Source organism: Psychrobacter sp. P11G5 (assembly GCF_001593305.1).
In the GTDB taxonomy this organism is placed as follows: domain Bacteria; phylum Pseudomonadota; class Gammaproteobacteria; order Pseudomonadales; family Moraxellaceae; genus Psychrobacter.
In genome coordinates this window covers 3032747-3046972 of sequence record NZ_CP012533.1, presented here as the reverse complement: position 1 = coordinate 3046972, position 14226 = coordinate 3032747, and the positions used below count along the sequence as shown (strand labels likewise).

Sequence of the window (14226 nt, the reverse complement as noted above, 5' to 3'; positions counted from 1 at the left end):
CGCCTAATTGCTGCTGCTTTTAGTCATTTATCTCAACCCTATTCATTGCCTTCATTCATCTTATCCGCATTACGTTGTATAACGCGGCCAGATGATTATAAAGATAACGGAGAAGCAACTTGAAAGATTTACTCGATATTATGCAAAGCCCTACCGCTAGCGGTAATCGTGAGTTTGATAGTATTCAAATTACCTTAGCGTCACCTGATGTTATTAAATCATGGTCGCATGGTGAAGTTAAAAAGCCTGAAACGATTAACTATCGTACCTTCAAGCCTGAGCGTGACGGTCTGTTCTGTGCCAAAATCTTTGGTCCAGTTAAAGATTTTGAGTGCCTGTGTGGTAAATATAAGCGCCGTAAATTCCAAGGCGTAATCTGTGAAAAATGTGGCGTTGAAGTCACTACCGCTAAAGTTCGTCGTGATCGCATGGGTCACATTGACCTAGCGAGTCCTGTTGCGCATATTTGGTTCCTAAAGTCATTACCAAGCCGTATTGGTCTATTATTAGACATGACTTTGCGCGATATTGAACGTGTATTGTATTTTGAAAGCTATATCGTTACTGAGCCAGGTTTAACTAGCTTAGAGAAATATCAGCTGCTTGATGATGAAGATTATTATAAAGCCCTTGAAGAATTTGGCGATGAATTCGTAGCCAAGATGGGTGCTGAAGCCGTACAAGATCTATTAAAAGATATTGATTTAGACCTTGAGATTGACGAGCTACGCGAAGCTATTCCGCAGACAGGTTCTGAGACTAAGCTTAAAAAGATGTCTAAGCGTCTTAAATTATTAGAAGCATTCCGTGATTCTAATAATAAGCCTGAGTGGATGGTAATGACCATCTTGCCAGTACTACCACCAGATTTGCGCCCACTAGTGCCACTAGAAGGCGGACGTTTTGCGACCTCAGATCTAAACGATTTGTATCGCCGCGTCATTAACCGTAACAACCGTCTAAAGCGTCTATTAGAGCTAAGCGCTCCTGATATTATCGTACGTAACGAAAAGCGTATGTTACAAGAATCAGTTGATGCTTTATTAGATAACGGCCGTCGCGGTCGTGCTATTACTGGTAGTAACAAGCGTCCACTCAAATCTTTGGCTGATATGATCAAAGGTAAGCAAGGTCGTTTCCGTCAAAACTTACTTGGTAAACGTGTCGACTATTCTGGTCGTTCGGTTATCGTAGTAGGTCCAACGCTACGTCTGCATCAGTGTGGTTTGCCTAAGAAAATGGCACTTGAGCTATTCAAGCCGTTTACTTATTCAAAATTATTGTCACACGGTATGGCAACCACGATTAAAGCGGCCAAAAAAATGGTCGAACGTGAAGAGCCACAAGTGTGGGATATGCTGGCCATGGTTATCCGTGAGCATCCAGTACTACTAAACCGTGCACCAACGCTTCACCGTTTGGGTCTACAAGCGTTCGAGCCTGTACTAATCGAGGGTAAAGCTATCCAGCTGCATCCGCTCGTTTGTACTGCTTTCAACGCTGACTTTGATGGTGACCAAATGGCAGTACACGTGCCATTGACGTTAGAGGCACAACTCGAATCACGTGCGCTAATGATGTCAACCAACAACATCTTGTCACCTGCTAACGGTGATCCGATTATTGTACCGTCACAAGATGTGGTACTTGGTTTGTATTACATCAGTCGCTCATCAGTGAATGCCAAAGGCGAGGGCATGATTTTTGCTACCGTCAATGAAGCATTACGTGCCATCGGTTCAAATGATTTGCATGTAAACGCAAAGATTAAAGTGCGTGTTACTGAGACACATATCGATGAAGAAGGCAACGAAACCAACAAAGAAGTTAGTCTAAAGGAAACTGTTGCTGGTCGTCTGCTTATCTGGAATATCATGCCAAAAGGTATGGCGTTTGATGAGTGCAACCAAGAGATGACTAAGAAAAACATCTCACGTTTGATTAACTCTTGCTATCGTAAGATGGGCGCCAAAGGTAGTGTCATGTTCGCTGACCAATTAATGTACCTAGGGTTCGCTCAAGCGACACTATCTGGTGTATCTGTTGGTATCGATGACATGGTCATTCCACCAAGCAAAAAGCAGATTATTGAAGTTGCTGAAGCCGAAGTTCGTGAAATTGAAGATCAGTTTGAGCAAGGTTTTGTGACTGCTGGTGAGCGTTATAACAAAGTTGTCGATATCTGGTCACGTACTAACGACAAAGTCGCTAAAGCGATGATGGACAACTTGGCTACTGATAAAGTAATCAATGCTCAAGGTATCGAGGAAGAGCAAAAATCTTTTAACTCAATCTATATCATGTCGGATTCGGGTGCTCGTGGTAGTGCTGCACAGATTCGTCAGCTTGCTGGTATGCGTGGTTTGATGGCAAAGCCGGATGGCTCAATTATCGAGACGCCGATTAAAGCCAACTTCCGTGAAGGCTTAACGGTACTTCAGTACTTTATCTCAACGCATGGTGCGCGTAAAGGTCTAGCAGATACCGCATTGAAAACGGCTAACTCAGGTTATTTGACTCGTCGTTTGGTTGATGTCGCACAAGATTTAGTTATTACTACTGATGACTGTGGTACTGATGTAGGCTTGCTCATGACGCCGCACATCCAAGGTGGTGAGATCATTGAAAAACTTGGTGATCTAGTACTTGGACGTGTTACAGCGCGTGATGTCACGTACAATGATGATGATTCAAAAATCTTGGTTCCAGCGGGTACTTTGATCGATGAGCATTGGGTTAATGTGCTTGACGAAAATGCAATCGATGACATCTGGGTACGCTCGGTGATTACTTGTAACGTAGCACATGGTGTTTGTTCACAGTGCTATGGTCGTGACCTTGCTCGTGGTCATAAAGTGAATATCGGTGAGTCAGTTGGTGTCATGGCAGCACAGTCTATCGGTGAGCCTGGTACACAGCTTACGATGCGTACTTTCCACGTGGGCGGGGCAGCAAGCTCAGCATCAGTGGATAATAGCATCTCAGTCCGTAATGCTGGTCAAGCGCATTTCGAGAATATGAAGACAGTTCAGCATACTGACGGTCACTTAGTTATTGTTTCTCGTTCTGCTGAAATTGCCTTAACTGATGAGCTTGGTCGTGAGCGTGAGCGTTATAAAGTACCTTATGGTTCAAGTGTATTAGTGAAGCATGAAGATCAGGTCGAAGGTGGCCAGACTATCGCTAAATGGGATCCGCATACGCATCCAATCATCACTGAATTTGCTGGTACAGCACGCTTTAGTGAAATTACTGATGGTATGACGGCAACTGTTAAAGTTGATGACGCGACTGGTATGAGCTCATTTGAGATTCTTGCTACTCGTGACCGTTCAAGTACTGCAAAAGACTTACGTCCTGCCATTATCTTGAATACTGACGAAGGCAAAGAAGTAATTTACTTCTTACCTGCTGAAACGATCATTCGTGTTAGCGATGGTGAAAAAGTAGCGGCAGGTTCAATCTTAGGTCGTGTACCACAAGCTACTTCAGGTACTAAAGATATTACCGGTGGTCTACCACGTGTTGCTGATTTATTCGAAGCACGTCGTCCAAAAGATCATGCCATCATGGCAGAGATGACTGGTGTAGTCAGCTTTGGTAAAGAAACTAAGGGCAAAAATCGCTTCATTATCACCAATGAAGATGGTGAAGTACATGAAGAGCTAATCCCTAAATGGCGTCAAATTAACGTCTTTGAAAATGAGACAGTAGCTCGTGGTGAAGTTATCGCTGATGGTCCACAAAACCCACACGATATCTTACGTCTAAAAGGCCAGACAGCACTTGCTAACTATATCGTTAACGAAGTACAGGATGTTTATCGTCTGCAAGGTGTGAAGATTAACGACAAGCACATTGAAGTTATCATTCGCCAAATGCTACGCAAAGTTGAGATTACTGATGGTGGTGATTCAAGTCACTTCAAAGGCGATCAAGCTGAATATGCTGATATCAGAGCACTTAACGCAAAACTAGAAGCGGAAGATAAATTCCCAGTACAGTATGAGCGTCAGCTACTTGGTATCACCAAAGCCAGTCTTGCAACAGAAAGCTTTATCTCAGCAGCGTCGTTCCAGGAAACGACTCGTGTCCTAACTGCTGCTGCCGTTACTGGTAAGGTAGATGAACTACGCGGTCTGAAAGAGAACGTCGTTGTTGGTCGCCTAATTCCAGCGGGTACTGGTCTTGCTTATCATAAAGCTCGTAAAGAGAAAGCTGAACAGAAGCTGCTTGATAAAGACATTAATGCAGCGTTTGATATGACTGCTAGCACTGATAGCAAAGACTTTGCCAGTTTCGATGAAGCCTTCGCACAAGAGCTCAACCAAGACAGTCAGTCTTAATAGCAAATGCTTAACATGTAATTATAATTAAAATAAAAAAGCCAGCCATGTTGCTGGCTTTTTTATGGGCTTAAAAAACTAAAAAAACAATAGTTATATTAACTCCTAAGATAGTACACTAACCAATGCGTCTATATCAGTCGCGTCTATTTTATTAATATCATACAAGGATAAGCGCATGGCGGGTAAAGGTCGCGTTGCCAAATATCAAGCTGATAGAACCAATCAAAAGCTGTATTTTTGTCGTCTAGCTTGTCAAGCAGCGGGTAGTAGTAGTGATAAACAGCTATACCAAGCGCATTGTGAAACAGCTATATTTCATCTGTACGGTACTTTTTTAGCATTTATGCAAGAGCTTGCACAATTTTATAGTTTGGATATGAAGGCGCCAACTTTAGAGAGTATTGAACAAGCACTTAGTGAGCGTACTCAAGTGTCGCCAGAGATACAGCGTCTGCAACAATTGCAGCAGCAAGGGTTTTTGGCAAATATAGAACGTGCCTATCAGCGTTGTCTATACGCCGTCCCACCAGATACTATCGTAGATCAAACACCAAGCGATGCTGCCTCACCTGATCTTATAGTTAACGTTGTGACCTTGTCGAATCAGTGGTTACCTGATGAAGCAACTATACGTGAATGGCGTCAGCAGTTTTTAGAGCTTATCGAGCAATTGCGCGCAGGTATGGTAGAGTTCTAAAGAGTAATATAAATATTGAACTCTTAAGAAAACATGTTGAATTAGCAAAAATTATCAAGTAGGGCAGGTCATATAGAAACTTTATATCGTAAAAAAGCTTGCTCAAATATCATTGAGCAAGCTTTTTTATATTACAAATAACGATTAGAAGAGTTGTTTGTTTATTCTGGCATTGGCGGCATACGCTCAGCTGGAGTCACCGAAAGCGGGTTTTGAGGAACGCTATCGTTGGTGCGTTTTGGAGGTGAAACCGTACTTTTGTTACCAGTATTACTGTTGCGGCTTTCTTCAGCTTCAATAGGGTCAGGTTCCGGAGCTTTACGCTGCTGAGTTTTGGGTTTTACTGGTTTAGCAGCACTACTAGTGTACTCATTTTCTTCATCAGTATTGATCACGCCAGCATCAGTCATCTCCAATATACGCTGCTGCTGTTTTTTAGATTTGGCACGGTTGTTGACTGACACCCATTGATGAGGTTTATTTTTTAGTTGCGCTCTCATAAAATCCATCCATACGGGCAGCGCTGCTACTCCTCCATACTCACGACGCCCCAATGTTGATGGCTGATCAAAACCCATCCAAACGACAGTAGCACTAGTTGGATGGAAACCTGCAAACCAAGCATCTTTAGCTTCATTGGTTGTACCAGTTTTACCGCCAATATCGTTACGACCTAAGGCTTTTGCACGCACTGCTGTACCACGCTGTACGACATCACGTAAGATATCAGCCATCTCATAAGCAACTCGTGGCTTCAAAATACGTGGTGCTTGGCTAGCCTGCAAGTACTGTACAGCAGGTGGTTTTAAGCGATCTGCTTCTGGACTAGCATCATATACATTTAGATTGATAGCATCGTTATCTGCTTCTACACTTTCGTCCTTCTCTAAATCTTCAGTAGTTACTGATTCATCGTTAGGCTCAATAACTGCATTTTTATCTTCGAGTAATTTATTATAATCTTCAACCCGTTTCTCGTTGAGACTTTCAACTTGTTCATTGAAACATAATGCGCAAGCTTGTTGCGGATTTGCTTGGAACAATAACTTATTGTCATAATTATAAATTTGTTCAATAAAGTAAGGTTGAATACGATGCCCACCGTTGGCAAAGCTTGCGTAAGCAGTGGCCATTTGTAAAGGTGTTGCTTGTCCTGCACCTAGCGCCAATGACAAAGTTGTTGGAAGCTTTTCTTTATCAAGTCCAAACTGATCTAATAAGTTGCGCGCATCTGAGATGCCAATAGCTTGTAGTAAACGAATAGATACCAAGTTACGTGATAGATATAAACCGCGACGTAAAGTAATGTCACCTAAAAAGCGTTCATCAGAGTTCTTAGGTTTCCATTCGCCTACTTGGATTGGACGATCTGAAACAATACTATCTGGGCGATAGCCTTTTTCTAGAGCAGCAGTATAAACCAATGGCTTAATCGTTGAACCTGGTTGACGCCAGCCCTGTAATGCACGGTTGAATTTACTGTGATTAAAATCGAAGCCTCCAACTAGAGCGTTAACAGCGCCTGTATCAGGGTTCAATGAAACTAGGCTACCTTGTACCTCTGGTATTTGTGCCAGCTTCCAACCGCCATTGTTGGTCGGTAGTAAGCGAATAATGTCGTTCTTACTAACAATCTGTGTGGCATTACTTGGATAGTAACCAATACGATCTGCTGAAAAATACTTACGCGCCCAGCTCATACCCGACCAGTTAACGGTAACATTTTCACCAGAGGGCATCGTTGCTTCAAAGCTACGTGAATTAACTTTGGTGACCTTAGCTGGATACATGCCACCGTAGCGTCGAAAGTTTTCTAGAGGTTCATCATTCGCTTCTGCTCCGCGCCAGCCATGACGATGATCATAAGCTATTAGCCCTTTTAGCACGGCTGCTTCAGCAGATTTTTGGGCTTCACTGTCGACAGTGAGACGTACTCGCCAACCGCCATTGACAACTTGTTCACCGTAGCGATTGACCAGCGCATAACGAGTCATTTCTGCCAAATACGGCATATTAACGTCAAGCTTTTCTTGGTAGAGTTTTAAACCAATTGGCGCGTTGACTGCTTCATCATACTGGGTCTTATCAATGTAACCAAGCTCGTGCATGCGACCAACAATCCAATTGCGACGGGTGAGTGCACGTTCAGGATTGGCTACAGGGTTATATTTTGATGGGGCTTTTGGTAAGCCAGCAAGCATTGCCATTTCGGCAATAGTTAGGTTTTCTAGAGATTTGCTATAGTATTTTTTGGCAGCTGCACGAATACCGTACGCGCCTTCGCCTAGATAAATTTTATTGACATATAAGGTCAAAATATCGTTTTTGCTAAGCTCATCTTCCATCTTACGAGCCAAAAACAGTTCAGTTAACTTTCTGTTTAAAGTACGTTCAGGGCTTAAGAAATAGTTTTTAGCGACTTGCATAGTAATAGTAGAGCCACCTGTTTGACCTTCGTCATCAGTGACTGCCTCGGTAACAGCGCGACCAAGACCTTTAATACTAATACCACTATGTTGAAAAAATGATGAGTCTTCCGCCGCCAAAAATGCATTGGTCAAATCTTTAGGGATTTCTTCAAAGGTAACTGGTAGCGATAAACGATTACCGTATTGACCAATAAGCTTGTCATCGCTGCTATATATTTGCAATGGCATCTCAAGACTGGCTGTTTTGATTTCTTGGATACTGGGCAATGTTGGTGACAAATACATAGCCATACCGTAGAAGCCAATTGGCACAGTTAATGCAAGGATAACGGCAAGTGCTAGACAGGCAATAACAATTCCCACCAAAAAGTGAACGAGGTGAGCAGTAGCGTTTTTTTTGGTCATAATCAGGCTTATCAATTAAAATTTGCAACAAATACCTTATTATACAGTGAACAAAACAGACAGGTCATGCTAAAAGTGTAATTTATCTGAACAGAGTCTTTAAATGCTTGAATATGTCTATTAAGTAAAGTATTGTGTTAAATTATTACTGATAACTATCAGAACGTAAATCTATATAAGGCAAAGCGTCTGTGAGGCTACTTTCTTCTAAAGGTCGACATTTGGTCGGGGTAGATATCTGCGCCACCTCCGTAAAGCTGGTTAATATACGGCGTCAGCAAGGAATATTTCATCTTAAGTCATATGGAATCGAAGGACTGCTACCAGGTACAGTCGTTGACAAGCTTATTGTAGATACTGAAGCAGTTGGTGATGCTATTATTCGCTTAGCAAGACGCTGTCAGGTCGCAGGCAGTGATGGCGCTACCGCTGTTTCAGGCTCAGCAGTCATTACTAAGATTATTGATATGGATAGGGTGCTAAGCGACGTCGAACGCGAAGCCCAGATACGCTTAGATGCAGATCAATATATTCCCTATCCATTAGAAGAAGTCAATCTAGACTTTGAAGTGCTTGGTCCCTCGCTAGTTGATGAAAATCTAGTTCAAGTTCTGCTGGCCGCCTCACGTTCAGAAAACGTCGATCAGCGCGTCGATGCGCTGACCTTTGGCGGTCTAAAAACCAAAATTATGGATATTGAATCGCATGCGATAGAGCGGGCGTTTGGTTTGATGGCTGATAACCTACCTAATATGCCTGAATTGGTTGCGCTGGTTGATATCGGACACAATCAGACCACTTTATATATTGCCAAAAATGGTGAGTTTGTTTATAGCCGTGAACAACTATTTGGTGGGTTACAACTGACAGAAGCCATTCAAAATCGCTATGGCCTGTCGTTCGAAGAGGCCACAGTTAATAAACGTGAACGTGCGCTACCTGATGATTATTATCCAGAAATTCTAACACCTTTTATAGAAAGCACTATCCAACAAATTACACGCTCTTTGCAATTTTATTTTTCTTCGAGTCAATACAATAGTATTGATCATGTCGTACTTGCTGGCGGCAGTAGTTCTATTCCAGGCTTATCCAGTATGGTAGAGCAAAAGCTTGGTGTACCTGTCACTGTAGCTAACCCTTTTATCAATATGACTATAGATCCTTATATAGATAATGAGCAATTGGAAACTGATGCCCCAAGCTTGCTAGCTGCCTGTGGCCTTGCGTTAAGGAGCTTTGACTAATGGCTCGTATCAACCTATTGCCATGGCGGCAAGAAGAACGCGAACGTAGTAATAAAGAATTTATCACCTTAGTAGTCGCGGTTACGTTGCTGGCACTATTATCTGCCTTTGCAACTTGGAGCTATTTTAATAACGAGCTTGACGAACAACGCGACGCAAATGCTTTGATTGAGCAAGAAAATGTGCGTTTGGATACTGTGTTGACCGAAATTGATAGTTTAGAGCAGCGCCGAGAAGATATTATTTCGCGCATGCAAGTTATTCAAGACTTACAAGGACGACGTCCGATTCCCGTTCGTTTATGGGATGACATAGCGAAGGCCATACCGTCTGCACTCTACTTAAATAATTTAAAGCGTGAAGGCGACCTGCTTACTCTAACTGGTCTTGCAGATAACCCAAATGTAGTATCAAGCTTGATCCGTAATTTAGATAGCAGTAAATGGATGGATAATTCTGCTGTGCGCAATATTCAGCAAAACATTACTGCCTATCAGCCTGCTCCTGCACTTAATGAGACCGTCACTACTGGTAAGCAGCCACGTCCTATATATCCTGAAGACAGCTATGTGCAGTTCGTTATCACAACGCAAGTTCAGTCAGAAAGCACCAATCCTGATGAAGGCGCTGAGTCTGGAGGTGAGTTGTGAAGCTTATCCGTAGAAAAACGCTAATTAAGACTAAAAAAACAGCAGGACGCAGCAAGAAGCAGTTTAATTTTAACGATTTTCGTCGTAGTTTTGAGTCTTTAGATACAGAAAACTATGGCAGTTGGCCACTCCCCGTAAAGGTAACAGTATTAGGTTTTATTATTGCGTTCATTGCCGCCTTATCTTGGGCAATGCCAATCAGTAGTAAAATCGATGAAATTACAGCCGCTGAAAGTGAACAGCAAACGTTACTAGATAGCTACCGCGAAAAAGAGTCACGGGCACGCCATTTGGAAGCTTATAAAGCTCAAGTTAACCAGATGGAAACTGAATTTAATACCTTACTTGACCAGCTACCTAAAGACACACGGGTATCAGAGTTAGTAGAGGGCATTAATATGACTGGTGTTGGTAGCAACATCCGTTTCCAAGATATTTCGGTAGAGCCTGAGATTGAAAATGAGTTTTTCATTGAGCAGCCGATTCGTATTGCCGCTCTTGGTGAGTACCATCAGTTTGGTAGCTTTATCAGTGGTCTTGCCGCGCTGCCACGCATCATCACGATGCATGATTTTGAAGTCAGCAATCCGCAGCCTACATTAGATGCTATACCGGAGCTGAATTTAGTGCTACAAACCAAAACTTACCGCTCAAAAGAAGTAGCCGCTGAAGATGAAGTGACGACACCAGCAACTGATGCTACTGCGGGGGCTAACTAACATGAATGTTAAAAAATTATCGGCCCTTTTTGCCCTAAGTATTGCAACTTTATGGTTGACTGGCTGTACTGATCGTATTGGTATGGCGGGACAAGCGATGAGCGAGATTCGTAACTCACCCTCGCAGCCCATTGAGCCACCGCCAAAAGCGGAGTTAGTAGAAGATTTTGTATACAGTGCCAGTCTAATACGCAGCCCATTCCTACCGCCAAGCCTTATGAATGTACAGGGTCCAAACATACCTACAGATGGTGTGCGTCCTGATATTACTCGAACCAAAGAACCGCTTGAGCAGTATGAGATTGCACAGCTTACCTTTCGCGGGATGATAATATCTCCTGAAGGTCAACAGTATGCATTGGTACAGCGTCCAGATGGTTCGGTTGCTAGCGTTAAAGTAGGTGATTATCTTGGACTAAACGACGGCCGTATTGTTGAAATCACGCCGACCCAGATTAATTTGATTGAAATTGTGCCAGATAGCCGCGCAGGGTTTATTGAAAGACCCCAGTCGCTGGTCTCTCCTATAAATTAAGTTGGCAGGTTTTTTGAGGAATAAGTAATGACAGTACGCAATAACAAGGTAATGGCAATGAGTAACCGTATGTCTTCTACCTTTGCAATATCTGCGTTGGCAATCAGTATGGTCGCCATTAGTAGCACCGCTTATGCAGAGCAGCGCATCAACAATGTCTCTGTGGTACAGACCGCACCTGCCGTAACCCAGCTACGTCTAGGATTTAACGGTGCGCCAGTACTGCCTGCTGCTTATCAGCTTGATAATCCTAGTCGTTTGGTTTTGGATTTCGAACAAGTACAAAATGGTCTTGCTAGCCGATTTAACAATTATAATATTGGTATGGTCAATGATGTCACTACGTTAAGCAACGATAGTACGACGCGTTTGATCGTAGGCTTAAAACAAAGCGGTGATTATACTACTGCTGTGGATGGTAGTGACTTATTACTCACTATTACTGATCCAAATCGTACAGTAGTCAAAAATAGCCCAGTCATCACTACTGTCCCTGTTACCACGACAGCGATTGTGACACCTATTGTTGAAACCAGTAGTGCCGGAATTACTCCTGTTATTACAGGCTCAGAAGTCATTAAAGTACAAGCGCCTGCTGATACTATGGTGGTACGTGTTAACCCGTTACTAGATCCTAGGCTGGCCTCCGCACAAGTAAGTAAACAATATAGTTATGATGGTCTAAGTGCACTGAATTTTGCTGCAGGCAGTAATGGTGGCGGTAATGTTAGTATTGCACTTGCCAATGAAGCCATTCCGGTTGATGTGCAGCGCCAAGGCAATAAATTAGTGGTACGTATGACTGGCAGTACCGTACCTAGAAACTTATTGCGTCGCTTAAATATTAACAGTGGGCTTGTAGATAGCGTTGATACCAAAAACCAAGGTCAAAGTGGTGTTATTACCATCAATATGACTGGGGACTATGAGTATCAAGCTTATCAATCGGGCAATCAGCTCAATATCAGTATTAGTAAGCCTGAGCTATTGCGTGAGCCAACACTAGAAGAAAAAGTTTATAGTGGTGAAGCACTATCTATGGAGTTTCAAGATGTTGAGATTCGTAGTGTACTTGATATCCTAGCGCAATTTACTGATATGAATATCGTTGCTAGTGACTCGGTTAGTGGCAATATCACGCTCCGCTTAATCAATGTACCATGGGATCAAGCCCTTGATATTATTTTAAAAAGTAAAAATTTAGATAAGCGTGAGAATGGCAATGTTATATTGATTGCACCTTCTACTGAACTGGCAGCTCAAGAAGCACAGGAGCTTGAAGCTCAGCAAGCCGTTGAAGCCTACGCGCCATTACGTACTGAATATATACGCTTAAGCTACGCTAAAGCACAAGATGTATTTAACCTTATTTCTCAAGGTAGCGGTCCATCTGGCGGTAGCTCAAGCAATAGTCGCGTAGAAGATAGCAATAGCTTATTGTCTAACCGCGGTACAGTGACGATTGATGAGCGTACTAACACACTGATTGTCAAAGACGTGGCTGATAGCATTGAAAATATTCACAGACTCATTAGCAAAATTGATATTCCAGTACGCCAAGTTATGATTGAGGCGCGAATCGTTAGTGCTTCTGACAGCTTTAGTAAAGAGATCGGTGTACGTTGGGGCATCTTATCTAATGGTGCAGCTAACAACCGTAACTTGCTAGTCGGTGGTAGTAATCAAACCTTGTGGGATCTTAAAGATTTTGATGTAGAAACGACGACTGTTAATGGTCAAACCGTATCATATCCTAAATACGACATCAGTCGTCCTGACAATCTTAACGTCGATTTAGGCGTAGCCAACCCTGCGGGAAGTATTGCATTTGGTCTACTAGCTATGTCAGATGTCATGTTAGATCTAGAACTATCAGCACTGCAAGCAGACAACCGTGGTGAAGTTATTTCTACCCCTAAGATTTTGACAGCAGATAAACAAACAGCCAAAGTTTCATCTGGTACGCAAATTCCTTATCAAGAAGCGTCTGCTAGTGGAGCCACGTCTACTAGCTTCAAAGAGGCAGCGCTAAGCTTAGAAGCAACCCCAAATATTACGCCTGATGGCAAGATTGGTTTGCAATTGGTGATTACTAACGGAACACCGACAATCATTAACAATCAAGTCGCTATTGCTGAGGATTCTATCTCCACTAACGTCATTGTAGAAGATGGACAAACGATTGTACTTGGTGGCGTCTTTAAAAATCGTATCTCTAATGGGGTAGATAAAGTCCCGTTCTTAGGCGATCTGCCTTATATTGGTCGTGCTTTCCGTAAAGACGTACGTAGTAACGCAAAAGAAGAGCTGCTTATCTTTGTTACACCAAAACTAATTAATGACGGTATTAGCCGTTTAGATTAATATAATTTTGCTGACAGCTAGTAAGCTATAAAAAAAGCAAGCCTAAGTGCTTGCTTTTTTATGGCCTAGAATTTAATAAGAGCTAATTTTACTGACAATAATCACAGCTCGTTACTAGCCAGAATATCGATGACGTTGTATGATAGTTAATTTATCTGAGTGAGTGCTATGTTGGAGGAATTGCCATCGGTATTTCTAGTTGGGCCGATGGGAGCAGGGAAGACCACCATTGGCCGATTGCTTGCTAAGCAGTTGGGACGAGAGTTTGTGGACAGTGACTGGTATATCGAATCACAAACAGGCGCTGATATTGCTTGGATATTTGCTAAAGAAGGTGAGGCGGGGTTTCGCGCGCGTGAAACACGAGCAATAGACGAGCTGACCCAACGTACGGACATTGTCCTTGCAACTGGCGGCGGTGCAGTTATGCATGCTGATAATCGGAAGTTTTTGCATCAGCGCGGCATTGTGGTTTATCTGAACGCACCAGTAGATGTACAAATGGCACGTACTGCTAAAGACAAGTCGCGCCCATTATTACAGCAGCCCAATCCCAGAAAAATATTGCAAGATTTATATAGCGCCCGCGATCCATTGTATCGACAAGTGGCACATATTGTCTTGCCTACTGGTCACACCTATCCTCGTCATATGGTCAATCAATTGTTACAACAGCTTGAATCTCTTTGTGTGCCTGTAGTCACAGATTTAGACTTAGTATTAGCAGCAGATCAGACGGTAACTGACATGACAATAAAAGCAGAAGCAGAAGCAGCTTCCACGTCCAAACCACTTATAGATTAATAGGTTCTTATAAAACCTTCCGATGAG

At 42.7% G+C, this 14226-nt stretch carries 8 protein-coding genes and 1 pseudogene; 8 read left to right on the top strand and 1 reads right to left on the bottom strand.

All coding sequences use genetic code 11. The features are described 5' to 3' along the window. Window positions 1–119: 119 nt before the first annotated feature. Both rpoC and AK825_RS12425 read left to right on the top strand, forming a co-directional pair. Entirely contained in the window at window positions 120–4346 is a 4227-nt protein-coding gene (gene rpoC, locus AK825_RS12430; protein WP_068037960.1) for a DNA-directed RNA polymerase subunit beta', read from the top strand. A 178-nt stretch (window positions 4347–4524) separates the two neighbouring features. Continuing rightward, a complete protein-coding gene (locus AK825_RS12425) occupies window positions 4525–5046 on the top strand; it encodes a DUF6586 family protein (protein ID WP_068037957.1) in 522 nt (173 codons plus the stop codon). 161 nt (window positions 5047–5207) lie between these two features. On the opposite strand, the gene AK825_RS12420 is transcribed toward AK825_RS12425, so the two are convergent. Further along, entirely contained in the window at window positions 5208–7880 is a 2673-nt protein-coding gene (locus AK825_RS12420) for a PBP1A family penicillin-binding protein (RefSeq protein WP_068037954.1), read from the bottom strand. 191 nt (window positions 7881–8071) lie between these two features. On the opposite strand from AK825_RS12420, the gene AK825_RS12415 reads away from it, so the two are divergent. From AK825_RS12415 to aroK, 6 genes and pseudogenes are all read left to right on the top strand, one after another. Continuing rightward, window positions 8072–9127, top strand: a complete 1056-nt coding sequence (locus tag AK825_RS12415) for a pilus assembly protein PilM (RefSeq protein ID WP_068037950.1) — start codon at window positions 8072–8074, stop codon at window positions 9125–9127. Next, on the top strand, window positions 9127–9777 hold the full coding sequence (locus AK825_RS12410) for a PilN domain-containing protein (protein ID WP_068037947.1): 651 nt from the start codon (window positions 9127–9129) through the stop codon (window positions 9775–9777). The genes AK825_RS12415 and AK825_RS12410 overlap by 1 nt, the downstream gene beginning before the upstream one ends. Beyond that, window positions 9774–10496 (top strand): type 4a pilus biogenesis protein PilO, encoded by a 723-nt coding sequence (gene pilO, locus AK825_RS12405; protein WP_068037944.1) that lies wholly within the window; start codon window positions 9774–9776, stop codon window positions 10494–10496. Before AK825_RS12410 ends, pilO begins: the two co-directional genes overlap by 4 nt. Before the next feature lies 1 nt (window position 10497). Further along, on the top strand, window positions 10498–11031 hold the full coding sequence (locus AK825_RS12400) for a pilus assembly protein PilP (protein WP_149038765.1): 534 nt from the start codon (window positions 10498–10500) through the stop codon (window positions 11029–11031). A 27-nt stretch (window positions 11032–11058) separates the two neighbouring features. Further along, the gene (pilQ, locus tag AK825_RS12395; protein ID WP_068037938.1) at window positions 11059–13395 is read left to right on the top strand and encodes a type IV pilus secretin PilQ; all 2337 of its coding nucleotides are present in this window, start codon (window positions 11059–11061) and stop codon (window positions 13393–13395) included. A gap of 168 nt (window positions 13396–13563) precedes the next feature. Next, window positions 13564–14088, top strand: a pseudogene (gene aroK / locus AK825_RS12390) (shikimate kinase AroK); the annotation flags it as partial. Between the last annotated feature and the right edge of the window lie 138 nt (window positions 14089–14226).